Source organism: Candidatus Fukatsuia endosymbiont of Tuberolachnus salignus, assembly GCF_964030845.1.
GTDB lineage: Bacteria > Pseudomonadota > Gammaproteobacteria > Enterobacterales > Enterobacteriaceae > Fukatsuia > Fukatsuia symbiotica.
In genome coordinates this window covers 346475-361066 of record NZ_OZ034983.1, presented here as the reverse complement: position 1 = coordinate 361066, position 14592 = coordinate 346475, and the positions used below count along the sequence as shown (strand labels likewise).

The window sequence follows — 14592 nt, the reverse complement described above, 5'->3', positions numbered from 1 at the left end:
GACGATTATATCTGTTGCAATACAGAAACAGAGGATTTTGTCCCTTTTAATTCAGAATATGAAGAATATACCGGTAACACTGGTAATACTATGGACTATTGGTATCGGCGAGCAGCAATTGTCTTATGGCATACATCAAATCAAATTCCGATGAATTTTTTGTTAAATTATGAAAATGCGATAAAAGAACTGTTGTTGCTGACAACGATACCAGCTCAAGAAGAAAAGGTTATCGAAATTATTCACAAAGCTGGAGAATATTTTCATCAATCTGGCAAACAATATCAGAAAAATGATTTTTCAACTTATAGTCGTATTGGAATATATATTCAAAATAAAGAGTTAGCTCAAGCAATATTGTCCCATTTTAAATGGAAAATACTAGAATATGATATTGTTAATGAACTTATCGCTTTACAAGATCTTTATGGTGTTGCCTGGTGCCTTGAACTTTTAAAAACCTGGAAAAAAGAAAATAAATTTTACCACCACTTTACAAAAAATTAATTTTGAAAAATATCAACTCTTTTATAAAGAGTTTCTTATCCTGTAATGGTGTCGTTCAGATAGCTGAATTATTATTAGATACTCAGAGCGATGCTATAATTAACAATGACAAATACTTGTATCAATATAAAAAATCAATAGACTAAAAAAAACACTACCACAAAGAATAGATTGGGTAAAGGGTATACTACAGACCGCTGTTACCATTAAATATGACAGAATACTCGATAAAATAATTAAACACTTAATATCAAACCCTAAATTATATCCAGAAGTTCATTTATCTAAACTTTTTTATACTAAAAGATGCAATTTCGTCTGACGATTTAGTTTATTATCAATCGCTACAAAACTATTTAATAACAAAGATACAGAAAGAACTCACCTTGGGTTTACAGCATAAAGATAATTTTTCGATCAAAACAGAATTACCTTGTCAATGTGAATACTGCAAAATAACCACGAATTTCTTATGTGCAGAAACTAAAAAAACAAAAATATGGCCCATTCGTGCAGAAATCCTCGATCATATTATGAATATCTTTCAAGATTCTGACTTACCGATTGACCTATCAGTAGAAAAGAAAGGGTCTCCCCATCGACTTATTATGACAAAAAATAGTCGCCTACACCAAGATGCTGAAAAAAAGTTTGACCCATTAAATCATTACTACCAAAAATTCTACAAATAACAGGATCTCCCTTCTCTAGTATGCCAATGCAAAAAACCGGGCAAGCCCGGTTTTTTGTCTGCTCACAGCAATTTTGGTACAACTATTCCGTTTTTTCTACTTGCTCAGATGATTGGGATTCAACCAGTTGGATGTAAGCCATAGGTGCATTGTCACCCGTACGGAAGCCACACTTTAAAACTCGAGTGTAGCCACCTGGACGCGTCGCAAAACCTGGACCTAGATCATTAAACAACTTTGCTACTATTTCGTTATCACGAAGATGATCAAATGCTTGACGATACCTGGCTAAATGCTCAGTCACTGGCTTAATGGCACTTTCCTTGGCTTTCTTGGCTGTATCATACTCGTCGAACTCATCGAGCTTACTATGTTTTTCTTTGAACCTCTTCTTAAGATCCGCTTTGAGACTCTTTTTGAAATTCTCAAGATGTTTCTCGAACCCTATGAGCTTTTGGGCTTCCTCCTGCTCAGATTTATACTCCTCACTTTCAGTTACCAGTTCCTCTAGCTTAGTTTCATATTTTTCTTTCGCGGCTTTGTACTCCTCCTGCTTAGCTTCGTACTCCTTCTTCTTAGCTTCGTAATTCCCTTCGTGAGCTATATAGTCGTTCTTAGCAAGAGTAATTAGTGGTTCAACAACACGACGCAACTCTTTTGCTTTCGGCAAGGTTGTTTTGATCACCTCGTGACGAAGCAAAGAACTGGCCATATTGCGTAACATAGCCTGTCGATGACTGCTATTACGGTTCAGTTGACGACCACTTTTACGATGGCGCATAACCTTATCCTTTTCAGTAAAACTTTAATCTACGATTGTTATGAGTGTTCTGTTAGATCGTCGGCGATACAAACTGGAGGCCATTTTTCCAAGCGCATGCCTAAAGACAGACCACGTGAAGCCAGCACATCCTTGATTTCAGTGAGCGATTTTTTACCCAAATTTGGCGTTTTCAGCAATTCAACCTCTGTGCGCTGTACCAGGTCACCGATGTACTGGATAGCTTCTGCCTTAAGGCAGTTGGCGGAGCGGACAGTCAACTCCAAATCATCAACAGGGCGCAATAAGACCGGATCAAATTCTGGCTTCGCTTCTTTTTCTTCCGGTTGGCGTACATCACGTAGATCAACGAAAGCCTCCAACTGTTCAGCCAGAATAGTTGCGGCACGGCGAATAGCGTCCTCAGGCTCAATGGTACCATTGGTTTCCATATCAATGACTAACTTATCCAAGTCAGTACGTTGTCCTACACGAGCTGCTTCAACATCGTAGGCAATACGCTCTACAGGACTATAGCATGCGTCCACCAATAAACGACCAATAGGGCGCTCATCTTCTTCCGAATGAATCCGGGCAGAAGCCGGAACATAACCACGACCACGCTGAACCTTAATACGCATACTGATAGACGCATTTTCGTTAGTCAGGTTGCAAATCACTTGCTGTGGCTTGACGATTTCAACATCACCATCATGAGTGATATCAGCAGCCGTCACAGAGCCAATGCCAGACTTATTCAGGGTAAGAATAACTTCATCTTTTCCTTGAATTTTCACCGCCAACCCTTTCAAGTTGAGCAGGATTTCCAGGATATCTTCCTGTACGCCTTCTTTACTACTGTACTCATGAAGTACACCAGCAATCTCAACCTCAGTCACCGCACAACCCGGCATCGATGAGAGCAGAATACGGCGCAGTGCGTTACCAAGAGTATGGCCAAAGCCACGCTCTAAAGGCTCAAGGGTCACCTTAGCGTGCGTCGAAGTGGTTTGCTCGATATCTACTAAGCGTGGTTTTAGAAACTCTGTCACAGAACCCTGCATTGTGTCCTCTCTCTTTGGTACTAAACTTTACTTGGAGTAAAGCTCAACGATCAGGTGTTCGTTAATATCCGCAGGTAAATCAGCACGTTCAGGAATACACTTGAACATACCCATCATCTCAACAGCATTAACTTCCAGCCAAGTTGGCTTTTCACGCTGCTCAGACAGCTCCAAAGCAGCCTTAATACGTTTTTGCGTTTTCGCTTTTTCACGAACGCTGATTTTGTCATTCGGAGATACTTGATAGGAAGCGATGTTGACAACACGCCCATTTACCAATATAGCTTTATGACTCACTAACTGACGTGCTTCAGCACGAGTAGCGCTGAAACCCATGAGGTAAACGACATTGTCTAGACGACTTTCCAATAGTCGCAACAAGTTCGCACCTGTATTGCCTTTTACACTTGCGGCTTTTTTGTAATAATTACGGAATTGACGCTCCAGAACACCATATATCCGGCGAACTTTTTGCTTCTCACGCAACTGCACACCATAATCAGACAGACGTGGCTTACGTGCACCATGCTGGCCAGGTGGTTGATCAATTTTACACTTGGTATCAATCGCACGGGCACCTGACTTCAGAAATAAATCAGTACCCTCACGACGGCTCAGCTTGAGCTTAGGCCCCAGATATCTTGCCATTTTTTTCTCCAACAAACCTAGGCGTAGCGCTATACACGACGCTTTTTAGGCGGACGACAACCGTTATGAGGGATCGGAGTCGCATCGGTAATATTAGTGATGCGGAAGCCCGCCGCGTTTAACGCACGGATGGTAGACTCACGACCTGGACCTGGTCCTTTCACCATAACTTCCAGATTCTTGATACCGTAGTCTTTTACTGCCTCAGCGCAGCGCTCTGCTGCAACTTGCGCTGCAAACGGAGTTGACTTACGAGAACCACGGAAACCAGATCCCCCTGCCGTTGCCCAACCTAAAGCATTACCTTGACGATCAGTGATGCTAACAATAGTGTTGTTGAAAGAAGCATGGATATGAGCCACACCGTCAGAGACTTGTTTTTTTACACGTTTACGCGTACGAACAGAAACCTTTGCCATTATTTAATCACCCCGATTATTTCTTGATCGGTTTACGCGGACCCTTACGGGTACGTGCGTTGGTCTTCGTACGCTGCCCACGAACCGGCAAACCACGACGATGACGTAAACCACGATAAGCTCCAAGATCCATAAGACGCTTGATATTCAGGGTAACTTGACGACGCAGATCACCTTCTACAACGTATTTGGGCTTAAGCTTGTTATCATCAGACATAACCGACCGGGTAATTTCTTGACGTAACTTCTCGATTTGTTCTTCAGACAGTTCCTTGACCTTAACATTTTTAGCAACACCCGCAGCATCACAGATAGACTGTGAGAGAGTTTTGCCTATACCATAAATTGCGGTTAACGCGATAACAGTATGTTTTTGGTCAGGAATGTTAACGCCTGCTATACGGGCCACTATGCACTCCTAACTATTTTATAAACAATGCCACTCTGAAAAGCCCGTTTTCAGGATACTCAAATGACATCTAGTCATAGACAAAAGATCAGCTGGCTAATCTAGCCAGCTCAATCCAACTTTGCAAGAAAATTATACAAAAATCAGCCTTGACGCTGTTTATGCTTTGGTTCGACACTGCAAATTACACGAACGACACCACGACGCTTAACAACTTTACAGTTACGACACAATTTCTTGACGGAAGCACGAACTTTCATTTTTCTCTCCGTTTTACTTCTCAAACATTCCTGACTAGCGGTTATTGCCTTTCAGGTTTGCTTTTTTTAATGCAGACTCATACTGATTCGACATCATCAGAGTTTGCACTTGTGCCATGAAGTCCATGATAACCACGACAACGATCAACAGTGAAGTACCGCCAAAATAAAAAGGTACTTTCATTGCATCACGCATGAACTCAGGGATCAGGCAGATAAAAGTAATATAAATCGCGCCAATCAAGGTAAGACGCGTCATTACTTTATCAATATACCTAGCTGTTTGTTCTCCCGGACGAATACCTGGTACGAATGCACCGGACTTTTTCAAATTATCTGCTGTTTCACGCGGATTAAACACCAACGCAGTGTAAAAGAAACAGAAGAAAACAATTGCCGACGCATACAGCAGTACGTAAAGCGGTTGCCCTGGTTGTAAATACATTGAAATAGTCGTTAGCCAATTCCAACCCGTACCACCACCAAACCAAGAGGCAATAGTTGCGGGGAACAAAATTATACTGGAAGCAAAGATTGCCGGGATAACCCCAGCCATATTTACTTTCAACGGTAAATGTGTACTCTGTGCTGCATAAACACGACGACCTTGTTGGCGTTTCGCATAGTTAACAACAATACGCCGCTGACCACGCTCGATGAAAACAACAAAAAAAGTAACTGCAAACACCAATATTGCAACCAACAGCAACAGAAGAAAATGCAGATCACCTTGCCGAGCTTGCTCAACGGTATGACCCACTGCTGATGGCAGTCCCGCTACAATACCAGCAAAGATTATGATTGAAATACCGTTGCCAATACCTCGTTCAGTAATTTGTTCACCTAGCCACATAAGAAACATGGTTCCAGTAACCAGGCTCACAACAGCGGTGAAATAAAAAGCAAAACCGGGATTCAGCACCAAACCCTGCATACCAGGCATATTCGGCAATCCGGTAGCAATACCGATCGATTGGAATATCGCCAATACCAATGTACCATAGCGAGTATACTGACTAATCTTCCGACGACCGGCCTCACCCTCCTTCTTTATCTCTGCTAACGCGGGATGAACTAGCGTTAACAGTTGGATAACGATCGATGCCGAAATATACGGCATAATACCCAAGGCAAAAATTGAAGCACGACTGAGAGCACCACCAGAGAACATATTAAACATTTCAATGATAGTGCCCCTCTGTTGCTCGAGCAATTTAGCAAGCACAGTGGCATCGATACCAGGGATCGGAATAAAAGAGCCGATACGGAAAACAATAAGCACACCGATAACAAACAACAGTCTGCGTTTCAGCTCACCTAACCCGCCTTTAGCACTTTGAAAATCTAGTCCCGGTTGCTTGGCCATCTGCTACTTATTCCTCAATTTTGCCGCCAGCGGCTTCAATAACAGCACGGGCACTGGGGCTGATACGCAAACCATGAAGAGTTACTGCACGATTGATTTTACCAGGAAGCACAACTTTCACAGATTCAACTTCGGTATCAACAACGTTAGCCGCTTTCAGTGTACCCAAATCAATGACGTCGCTTTCCATTTTAGCCAGTCTGGACAAACGAACCTCTGCGATCACTATTTTCTCAATTTTCTCAATTTTACCGCCAGCAGCTTCAATAGCAGCTTGAGCGCCTTTAGTAACACGCAGATCACCCAAAGTCGCTTCACGAGCACTTTTGGCAACACGCAGACTACGTAAAGTTATCGCACGATTGATTTCACCAGAAAGAATGATTTTTACAGATTTAACCTGGGTACCAATAATATTAGCGGCTTTTAGTGCGTCCAGGTCGATTAGCTCAACTTCCATTGACGCCAGTTCAGAAAGACGAACTTCCGCTACAAACTCCGCTTTACGAGAAACAAAACCAAACTTTGGCAAACGACGCTGCAGAGGCATCTGACCGCCCTCAAAACCACGACGCACGCCACCGCCCGATCGCGAATTCTGACCTTTATGACCACGACCGCAGGTCTTACCTAGGCCAGAACCAATGCCACGACCTACACGCTTTGGCGCATGCTTAGCACCTTCAGCCGGAGACAGAGTATTTAAACGCATTACTTACTCTCCTCAACATTTGCTTTTTTAACAACTCTAACCATGTAAGAAACCTGCTCTACCATACCACGTATGGAAGGAGTGTCTTCACGCTCTACAGTATGACCAATGCGACGCAGTCCTAAACCAACAAGCGTCTTCTTATGCTTAGGTAAACGACCGATAGAGCTGCGAGTTTGAGTTATTTCAATCATAGTCTTTGCCATGGTCATTCACACCCTAGAATTTCTTCAACGGTTTTACCACGCTTCGCAGCGACCATTTCTGGAGACTTCATCCTTTCCAAGGCAGCAAAAGTTGCACGAACCACATTGATCGGATTAGTAGAACCATAAGTCTTAGATAATACTTCACGAACCCCTGCAACCTCCAGAACAGAGCGCATAGCGCCACCGGCAATAATACCGGTACCTTCGGAAGCGGGTCGCATAAACACATTAGACCCCGTATGAGCACCCTTAATAGCGTACTGCAGAGTACCATTATTCAACGGAACGTTAATCATAGAGCGACGGGCTTTTTCCATCGCCTTTTGGATTGCTGCTGGAACTTCGCGGGCTTTGCCATAGCCAAAACCAACACGACCATTACCATCACCTACAACTGTAAGTGCGGTAAAGCTGAAAATACGACCACCTTTTACGGTTTTAGATACGCGGTTCACCGCAATCAGCTTTTCTTGCAGTTCACCAGCTTGTTTTTCGGTGTGAGCCATCTTACATTTACCTTAGAACCGAAGGCCAGCTTCACGGGCAGCATCTGCCAGTGCCCTGACTCGACCATGATATTGGAAACCGGAACGGTCAAAAGATACGCTCTTGATATCTTTTTCCAACGCGCGTTCAGCAACAACCTTACCGATTACTGCTGCTGCATCTTTGTTACCAGTATATTTCAACTGCTCTTTAATAGCTTTCTCCACTGTAGAGGCTGCTACCAAAACTTCAGAACCGTTTGGGTCGATAACCTGCGCATACATATGGCGCGAGGTACGGTGTACCACCAGGCAAGTCGCACCCAGTTCTTTTAATTTGCGTCGTGTACGGGTCGCACGACGGATACGAGCTGCTTTCTTATCCATAGTGTACCTTATTTTTTCTTAGCCACTTTAGTACGCACGACTTCATTGGCGTAACGGACACCTTTGCCTTTATAAGGCTCAGGACGACGGTAGGCACGCAGATCTGCTGCAACCTGACCAACAACCTGTTTATCAGCGCCTTTTAGCACGATTTCAGTTTGGCTCGGACACTCGGCAGTGATGCCTATTGGGAGCTCATGATCAACGGGATGAGAAAAGCCTAGGGCCAAATTTATCCTGTTACCCTCAACTTTGGCACGATAACCCACACCTACCAGTTGTAGCTTCTTGGTGAAGCCTTCGGTGACACCAACAACCATAGCACTAACCAGTGCACGAGCAGTACCCGCCTGTGCCCAACCTTCTATAGCACCCTCGTGTGAAGCAAAAACCAATGTATTTTCTTTATGCTCAACAACAACGGCACTATGGATTGTACGAGTCAACTCGCCATTTTTACCCTTAATCGAAATAACCTGACCGTTGAGTGTTACCTCTACGCCGGCAGGAATAACGACGGGTGCTTTTGCAACACGAGACATTCTTTCCTCCCGAATTAAGCTACGTAGCAGATAATCTCGCCGCCAATTTCGGCTTCACGAGCTGTACGATCAGTCATGACACCTCGAGAGGTAGAAACAACAGCGATGCCTAAACCAGCCATAACCTTTGGTAGCTCATCTTTTTTCTTGTAGATGCGCAAACCCGGACGACTGACACGTTGAATAGTTTCTACGACTGGCTTCCCCTCAAAGTACTTGAGTTCCAGTTCCAAGGTAAGTTTAGATTCCCCAGTAACACAGAAATCTTCAATGAAACCCTCCTTTTTCAGCACCATAGCAATAGCTATTTTCAGCTTAGAGGAAGGCATAGTGACCGTGACTTTGTTCGCGGCCTGACCGTTGCGGATACGGGTCAGCATATCTGCGATCGGATCTTGCATGCTCATTTGTCTTTACTCCCGTGATTCTCAATGGGTAATGATTACCAGCTAGCCTTTCTAAGACCCGGTATTTCACCGCGCATCGCGGTTTCACGGACTTTCATGCGGCTCAAGCCAAACTTTCGCAGGTAAGCATGCGGACGGCCAGTTTGGCGACAGCGATTACGCTGGCGAGACGGACTGGAATCACGCGGTAAAGTTTGCAGTTTAAGAACAGCAGCCCGACGCTCTTCGTCACTCCAATGCGCTTCGGACGCTTTACCCTTACTAGCAATGATATCTTTCAACTCCGCGCGTTTTTCCCGGTATTTAGCAGCCAGTGCCAAGCGTTTTACTTCACGTGCTTTCAATGATTGCTTAGCCATGAGTTGTAACCTTACCTTCCTTGCGGACTGGAAATGGGAAATCGTCGCGGAATGGGAATTTAAAAGCAGTCAGCAACTCGTAACCATCCTTATCGGATTGTGCAGTAGTAGTAATGGTGATATCCAAACCACGCATGCGATCGATTTTGTCGTAGTCAATTTCTGGAAAGATAATTTGCTCGCGCACACCCATACTATAATTTCCATTACCATCAAATGACTTAGCAGATAAGCCACGGAAATCACGAATACGAGGTACAGCAATGAAAATGAGGCGCTCAAAAAACTCCCACATACGCTTGCCGCGCAGGGTCACCTTACAACCGATCGGATAGCCTTGACGAATTTTGAAGCCTGCAACCGATTTACGGGCTTTAGTCATCAACGCCTTTTGACCGGAGATAGCTGCCAAATCATTCATCGCACTATCCAACAATTTTTTGTCGGAAACAGCCTCACCAACACCCATATTCAAGGTGATTTTTTCAATCCTAGGGACTTCCATGATAGAGCTGTAGCCAAGCTTAGCCTTTAATTCTGGGGCTACCTTTTCTTTGTAACAATCATGCAGTTTCGCCATCGTATTATTCCAAATTACTTGCTAATTTTTTCGCTAGGAACAGTTTCACCATTAGATTTAAAGAAACGCACTTTTTTACCTTCTTCAAACCTAAAGCCCACACGATCAGCCTTACCCGTTTCCGTGTTGACCAGTGCAACATTAGAAACCTGAATCGCCGCTTCTTTTTCAATAATACCACCTGGTTGACTCTGGTTCGGAGCCGGCTTTTGATGCTTTTTAACCAGATTAATACCGTCAACAATGACTTTACCAGAAGATAAAACATTCGTTACTTTACCGCGCTTACCTTTATCTTTTCCGGTTAGCACGATAACTTCGTCATTACGACGGATTTTCGCTGCCATGGTTCGCTCCTTAGAGTACTTCTGGTGCCAGAGAAATAATTTTCATGAACTTGTCACTACGTAGTTCACGAGTCACCGGTCCAAAAACACGGGTACCAATCGGCTGCTCGCTGCTATTGTTTAAAATAACACAAGCGTTACCATCGAAGCGAATGACAGAACCGTCAGGGCGACGTACACCCTTCTTAGTGCGCACAACTACCGCTTTCATTACATCGCCTTTCTTCACCTTGCCACGGGGAATCGCTTCCTTGATGGTAATTTTGATGATGTCGCCGATGTGTGCGTAGCGGCGGTGTGAGCCACCTAGAACCTTGATACACATTACGCGGCGCGCGCCAGAGTTGTCGGCCACGGCTAGCATAGTCTGTTCTTGGATCATGTTAGTGCTCCGCTAATATCAACTATCATTTAGACCCCAAACAGGCACATCAGAGCCCAAGATAGGCCGGTTAAAAACCCAGTAAACTAGGGCGCAGCATTGTAACACTGCTCCCAGATTATGGGTAGACAAAATGAACGACCCATTTTTTGAGCCGTTTTTTGAGTAGCGACGTTAATTAAAGAATCGCTTTCTCTACAACTTCAACAAGTGTCCAAGATTTAGTCTTTGACAGTGGACGGCATTCGCGGATCTTCACCACGTCACCAATACCACATTCATTGTCTTCGTCATGTACATGCAATTTCGTCGTACGTTTGATGAATTTACCATAAACCGGATGCTTCACCATTCGCTCAATAGTAACAACGATAGATTTCTCCATTTTGTCACTTACCACACGACCTTGCTTCGTACGGATCTTTTTCTCAGTCATGACACACCCGCTTTTTAGCCTCTTCAGTCTTTTCAGTCAGTACAGTCTTAACACGTGCGACCTGTCGCCGCCCTTGTTTCAACAGGTGAGTTTGCTGTAACTGACCACCGGCTGTTTGCATGCGCAGGTTAAACTGTGCACGCAACAGGCTGAGCAGTTCAGTATTCAGCTCTGTAATGCTTTTTTCACGCAGCTCTTGTACTTTCATTACATCACCGTCTTGGTTACAAACGTGGTCCCAACAGGCAACTTTGCTGCCGCCAGCTTAAATGCTAGACGGGCGACATCTTCAGGAACACCAGCCATTTCAAATAACATTTTTCCTGGCTTAATCAAAGCAACCCAATACTCTACGTTACCTTTACCTTTACCCATTCGTACTTCTAGCGGTTTTTGCGTGATCGGTTTATCAGGAAATATACGGATCCAAACTTTACCTTGACGCTTGATTGCACGTACCAGCGCACGACGGGCTGCTTCAATTTGACGCGCCGTTATGCGGCAACAGCCGCAAGCCTTCAAGCCAAACTCACCGAAACTAACATCCCTACCACGCGCCAGACCACGGTTACGGCCCTTCTGCATCTTACGGAATTTTGTACGCTTTGGTTGTAACATCAGCGATTCTCCTTACTTACGGCCTTTACGCTGCTGCTTTTTAGGCTGAGCAGCCGGTTCCGGTTGTTCAACAGCAGTCATGCCACCCAAGATCTCACCTTTGAAGATCCATATCTTAACGCCGATAATACCGTAAGTAGTGTGCGCCTCAGATGTATCGTAATCGATATCCGCACGCAGTGTATGCAACGGAACACGACCTTCACGATACCATTCGGTACGCGCAATTTCAGCACCACCAAGACGGCCACTGACGTTAATTCTGATGCCTTTCGCGCCAAGACGCATAGCGTTCTGTACAGCACGCTTCATCGCACGACGGAACATAACACGGCGTTCCAACTGTGAAGTGATGCTATCAGCCACCAATTTTGCATCTAATTCCGGTTTACGAATTTCGGAAATATTAATCTGCGCCGGTACGCCAGCAATATCTGCTACCATCTTACGCAGTTTTTCGACGTCTTCACCTTTTTTACCGATAACAATGCCCGGCCTAGCAGTGTGGATAGTCACACGAATGCTTTTTGCAGGGCGTTCGATAACGATACGAGAAACAGACGCCTTCGCCAGTTCCTTATACAAGAATTGACGAACTTTAAAATCGCCGTCCAGGTTGTCAGCGAATTCTTTGGTATCTGCGTACCAGGTAGAGTTCCAGCGTTTGACAATACCTAGCCGAATACCATTAGGATGTACTTTCTGACCCATTGCTAGTCTCCAACAAAGTCTCGGCGATTATCGGACACAACCACAGTAATATGGCTGGTACGCTTCAGGATACGATCTGCTCGACCTTTTGCACGCGGCATAGTGCGCTTCATGCTAGGACCTGCGTCTATGAAAATTTTTGTGACCGTAAGCTCATCAACATCAGAGCCATCGTTGTGTTCTGCGTTAGCAATGGCAGACTCCAATACTTTTTTAACCAAACCAGCTGCTTTTTTGTTGGTGTAAGTTAGAGTTTCCAGAGCTTGCGACACTTTCTTACCGCGAATCAAATCCGCCACAAGACGAACCTTCTGAGCAGAAGAACGAGCGTGGCGATGTTTAGCGATAGTTTCCATCTCTTCCTCCTACCTTAGCGTTTTTTAGCCTTTTTGTCGGCCGCATGGCCGCGATAAGTACGGGTTGGCGCAAATTCACCCAATTTATGTTCGATCATCTCTGAGGAAACAAATACCGGAACATGCTGACGACCATTATGGACAGCGATGGTCAAACCGACCATTTCTGGAAGGATCATTGAACGACGGGACCAAGTTTTAACTGGTTTTTTGTCTCCGCTTTCCACCGCTTTCTTTACCTTCTTCAGCAAGTGATGGTCTATAAAGGGACCTTTCTTGAGAGAACGTGGCATGGCTTATCCTCTAATAATTACTTTTTACTGCGGCGATGTACGATGAATTTATCAGTACGTTTGTTGCTACGCGTTTTTTTACCTTTGGTCTGAACGCCCCACGGGGTTACTGGGTGCTTACCAAAATTACGCCCCTCACCACCACCATGTGGGTGATCGACCGGGTTCATTGCTGTACCACGAACGGTAGGACGAATACCACGCCAGCGGCTGGCTCCCGCTTTACCCAATTGACGCAACATATGCTCAGCATTACCCACTTGACCTAAAGTAGCACGACAAGCAGATAAAACCTTACGTATTTCGCCAGAACGCAGACGCAGAGTGACATAAGGACCATTACTCGCAATAATCTCAACGTACGCACCAGCAGAACGTGCCAATTGACCGCCTTTACCCGGTTTCATCTCTACGTTATGAACTTTTGATCCCATTGGGATATTGCACATAGGTAGAGTATTTCCTAATTTAATTGCGGCATCGACACCCGATTGGATTACATCTTCCGCTATTAGCCCCTTTGGTGCTAGGATATAACGACGTTCGCCATCCGAATACAAAACCAACGCGATATTGGCAGAACGGTTCGGATCGTACTCCAGGCGCTCAACCTTAGCAGGGATACCGTCTTTATTACGTTTGAAGTCAATGAGACGATAATGTTGCTTATGGCCACCACCGATATGACGGGTGGTGATACGACCCTGGTTGTTACGGCCACCGCTTTTGCTTAATTTTTCAAGCAGCGGAGCATAGGGTTTACCCTTATGTAACTCAGGGCTGACCAATTTAACAACGTGACGACGACCCGGAGATGTAGGTTTACATTTAACAAGTAGTGCCATTGTTTACTCTCCTTCGATTTACTTTGCGTCGTTGATGAAGTCCAGCCTGTGGCCTTCTTTCAGGGTGACGTAAGCTTTTTTCCAATCACTACGCTGACCAACACGTTGACCCCGACGCTTAGTTTTGCCTTTCATCAGCAAGGTATTTACGTCTTTGACTTTGCTTTCAAACAGTTTATCAATCGCAGCGTTGATTTTTGTTTTTAGCAGGCCGGTATATCTAATCGATTTTAAATCCTTTAGCTCTTTTTCTGTCGGCCTGTCCAAATCTGTCAAAACTTTTCTAAATCCTGGTTTGGTCTTAGATTCAGCTTTAGAAAACAGTTCATCCATCGCAGCTTTGGTTTCTGTTTTAAGCGCATTGCGGGTTTCAAACAGCTCACTAACCACAGTATCAATTTCTGTATCAGTGGGTATTATAAACAGTTTATCTATCGAAGCCTTCAGTTCTGATTTAGTCAGGAATTTAGCTCCAGAAAACAGACCTTCCAGTGCTTTTCGAATTTCCTTTTCAGTTTTAATCTGTTTATATAATAAGGCTTTTTGGAAGTCTGTTTTATTCACATTGTCAACGCCAGAAAACAGTTTATCCAAAGCGTTATCGATTCCTGTTTTAGGTGCCTTTCTGATTTCACACAATTTATACGCCTCTGCTTTGACTTCTGTTTCAGTCACCTTTTCTTTGGTTTTTCTGAACAGTTCATTCATAACAGTGGTAATTTTTGTTTTAAATGCACCTGTAGCTGCGAACAATTTATGCAGTTCCACCACAATTTCTGCATCGCTCAAGAAATCCAG

23 protein-coding genes and 5 pseudogenes are annotated in these 14592 nt (G+C 44.3%); 1 reads left to right on the top strand and 27 read right to left on the bottom strand.

From position 1 onward, the window contains the following. The first annotated feature begins 90 nt into the window (after positions 1 to 90). Complete coding sequence (locus AAHH42_RS01870; RefSeq protein WP_162860062.1) at positions 91 to 507, top strand: hypothetical protein; 417 nt, start codon at positions 91 to 93, stop codon at positions 505 to 507. Positions 508 to 1281: 774 nt separating this feature from the next. Here the strand turns inward: AAHH42_RS01870 and rplQ (AAHH42_RS01865) are convergent. From rplQ (AAHH42_RS01865) to AAHH42_RS01735, 27 genes and pseudogenes are all read right to left on the bottom strand, one after another. Continuing rightward, positions 1282 to 1479: pseudogene (rplQ, locus tag AAHH42_RS01865) on the bottom strand (50S ribosomal protein L17); the annotation flags it as partial. 279 nt (positions 1480 to 1758) lie between these two features. After that, positions 1759 to 1980 (bottom strand): annotated as a pseudogene (rplQ, locus tag AAHH42_RS01860) (50S ribosomal protein L17); the annotation flags it as partial. 38 nt (positions 1981 to 2018) lie between these two features. Beyond that, entirely contained in the window at positions 2019 to 3023 is a 1005-nt protein-coding gene (locus AAHH42_RS01855) for a DNA-directed RNA polymerase subunit alpha (protein WP_072550044.1), read from the bottom strand. 27 nt (positions 3024 to 3050) lie between these two features. Beyond that, positions 3051 to 3671, bottom strand: coding sequence for a 30S ribosomal protein S4 (gene rpsD, locus AAHH42_RS01850; protein ID WP_342221567.1), 621 nt, complete (start codon positions 3669 to 3671; stop codon positions 3051 to 3053). Between the two features lie 29 nt (positions 3672 to 3700). Further along, positions 3701 to 4090 (bottom strand): 30S ribosomal protein S11, encoded by a 390-nt coding sequence (gene rpsK, locus AAHH42_RS01845; protein WP_342221566.1) that lies wholly within the window; start codon positions 4088 to 4090, stop codon positions 3701 to 3703. A 16-nt stretch (positions 4091 to 4106) separates the two neighbouring features. Further along, positions 4107 to 4499 carry a 30S ribosomal protein S13 gene (gene rpsM / locus AAHH42_RS01840; protein ID WP_072550041.1) on the bottom strand — a complete coding sequence of 131 codons (393 nt, stop codon included), beginning with the start codon at positions 4497 to 4499 and terminating at the stop codon, positions 4107 to 4109. 143 nt (positions 4500 to 4642) lie between these two features. Further along, positions 4643 to 4759: a 50S ribosomal protein L36 gene (rpmJ, locus tag AAHH42_RS01835; RefSeq protein ID WP_072550040.1), complete on the bottom strand. Its 117-nt coding sequence runs from the start codon at positions 4757 to 4759 to the stop codon at positions 4643 to 4645. A gap of 34 nt (positions 4760 to 4793) precedes the next feature. Beyond that, complete coding sequence (gene secY / locus AAHH42_RS01830) at positions 4794 to 6125, bottom strand: preprotein translocase subunit SecY (protein WP_072550039.1); 1332 nt, start codon at positions 6123 to 6125, stop codon at positions 4794 to 4796. Between the two features lie 7 nt (positions 6126 to 6132). Continuing rightward, positions 6133 to 6354, bottom strand: a pseudogene (locus AAHH42_RS01825) (uL15 family ribosomal protein); the annotation flags it as partial. 9 nt (positions 6355 to 6363) lie between these two features. Next, positions 6364 to 6837: pseudogene (gene rplO, locus AAHH42_RS01820) on the bottom strand (50S ribosomal protein L15); the annotation flags it as partial. Next, positions 6837 to 7043 (bottom strand): 50S ribosomal protein L30, encoded by a 207-nt coding sequence (rpmD, locus tag AAHH42_RS01815; RefSeq protein WP_072550038.1) that lies wholly within the window; start codon positions 7041 to 7043, stop codon positions 6837 to 6839. The gene rpmD and the pseudogene rplO, both read right to left, overlap by 1 nt. Before the next feature lie 2 nt (positions 7044 to 7045). Continuing rightward, a complete protein-coding gene (rpsE, locus tag AAHH42_RS01810; protein WP_072550037.1) occupies positions 7046 to 7552 on the bottom strand; it encodes a 30S ribosomal protein S5 in 507 nt (168 codons plus the stop codon). Positions 7553 to 7564: 12 nt separating this feature from the next. Then, entirely contained in the window at positions 7565 to 7918 is a 354-nt protein-coding gene (gene rplR, locus AAHH42_RS01805) for a 50S ribosomal protein L18 (protein WP_072550036.1), read from the bottom strand. Positions 7919 to 7926: 8 nt separating this feature from the next. Continuing rightward, complete coding sequence (rplF, locus tag AAHH42_RS01800; protein WP_072550035.1) at positions 7927 to 8460, bottom strand: 50S ribosomal protein L6; 534 nt, start codon at positions 8458 to 8460, stop codon at positions 7927 to 7929. A 14-nt stretch (positions 8461 to 8474) separates the two neighbouring features. Beyond that, positions 8475 to 8867 carry a 30S ribosomal protein S8 gene (rpsH, locus tag AAHH42_RS01795; protein ID WP_342221565.1) on the bottom strand — a complete coding sequence of 131 codons (393 nt, stop codon included), beginning with the start codon at positions 8865 to 8867 and terminating at the stop codon, positions 8475 to 8477. Positions 8868 to 8902: 35 nt separating this feature from the next. Next, a complete protein-coding gene (rpsN, locus tag AAHH42_RS01790; protein ID WP_072550033.1) occupies positions 8903 to 9226 on the bottom strand; it encodes a 30S ribosomal protein S14 in 324 nt (107 codons plus the stop codon). Further along, positions 9219 to 9806: a 50S ribosomal protein L5 gene (gene rplE / locus AAHH42_RS01785; protein WP_072550032.1), complete on the bottom strand. Its 588-nt coding sequence runs from the start codon at positions 9804 to 9806 to the stop codon at positions 9219 to 9221. Before rplE ends, rpsN begins: the two co-directional genes overlap by 8 nt. A 14-nt stretch (positions 9807 to 9820) precedes the next feature. Then, the gene (gene rplX, locus AAHH42_RS01780) at positions 9821 to 10153 is read right to left on the bottom strand and encodes a 50S ribosomal protein L24 (RefSeq protein ID WP_072550031.1); all 333 of its coding nucleotides are present in this window, start codon (positions 10151 to 10153) and stop codon (positions 9821 to 9823) included. Between the two features lie 10 nt (positions 10154 to 10163). Beyond that, entirely contained in the window at positions 10164 to 10535 is a 372-nt protein-coding gene (gene rplN, locus AAHH42_RS01775) for a 50S ribosomal protein L14 (RefSeq protein ID WP_072550030.1), read from the bottom strand. Between the two features lie 178 nt (positions 10536 to 10713). Continuing rightward, positions 10714 to 10971, bottom strand: coding sequence for a 30S ribosomal protein S17 (gene rpsQ, locus AAHH42_RS01770; protein ID WP_072550029.1), 258 nt, complete (start codon positions 10969 to 10971; stop codon positions 10714 to 10716). Next, positions 10964 to 11179, bottom strand: a complete 216-nt coding sequence (gene rpmC / locus AAHH42_RS01765) for a 50S ribosomal protein L29 (protein WP_342221564.1) — start codon at positions 11177 to 11179, stop codon at positions 10964 to 10966. The genes rpsQ and rpmC overlap by 8 nt, the downstream gene beginning before the upstream one ends. Continuing rightward, positions 11179 to 11589 carry a 50S ribosomal protein L16 gene (gene rplP, locus AAHH42_RS01760; RefSeq protein ID WP_072550027.1) on the bottom strand — a complete coding sequence of 137 codons (411 nt, stop codon included), beginning with the start codon at positions 11587 to 11589 and terminating at the stop codon, positions 11179 to 11181. The genes rpmC and rplP overlap by 1 nt, the downstream gene beginning before the upstream one ends. Before the next feature lie 12 nt (positions 11590 to 11601). Next, complete coding sequence (rpsC, locus tag AAHH42_RS01755) at positions 11602 to 12300, bottom strand: 30S ribosomal protein S3 (RefSeq protein WP_072550026.1); 699 nt, start codon at positions 12298 to 12300, stop codon at positions 11602 to 11604. Positions 12301 to 12302: 2 nt separating this feature from the next. Further along, positions 12303 to 12656 (bottom strand): 50S ribosomal protein L22, encoded by a 354-nt coding sequence (gene rplV, locus AAHH42_RS01750; protein ID WP_072550025.1) that lies wholly within the window; start codon positions 12654 to 12656, stop codon positions 12303 to 12305. A gap of 14 nt (positions 12657 to 12670) precedes the next feature. Further along, entirely contained in the window at positions 12671 to 12949 is a 279-nt protein-coding gene (gene rpsS, locus AAHH42_RS01745) for a 30S ribosomal protein S19 (RefSeq protein ID WP_072550024.1), read from the bottom strand. A gap of 17 nt (positions 12950 to 12966) precedes the next feature. Further along, positions 12967 to 13794 carry a 50S ribosomal protein L2 gene (gene rplB / locus AAHH42_RS01740; RefSeq protein WP_342221563.1) on the bottom strand — a complete coding sequence of 276 codons (828 nt, stop codon included), beginning with the start codon at positions 13792 to 13794 and terminating at the stop codon, positions 12967 to 12969. An 18-nt stretch (positions 13795 to 13812) separates the two neighbouring features. Beyond that, positions 13813 to 13998, bottom strand: a pseudogene (locus AAHH42_RS01735) (uL23 family ribosomal protein); the annotation flags it as partial. Positions 13999 to 14592: the final 594 nt, after the last annotated feature.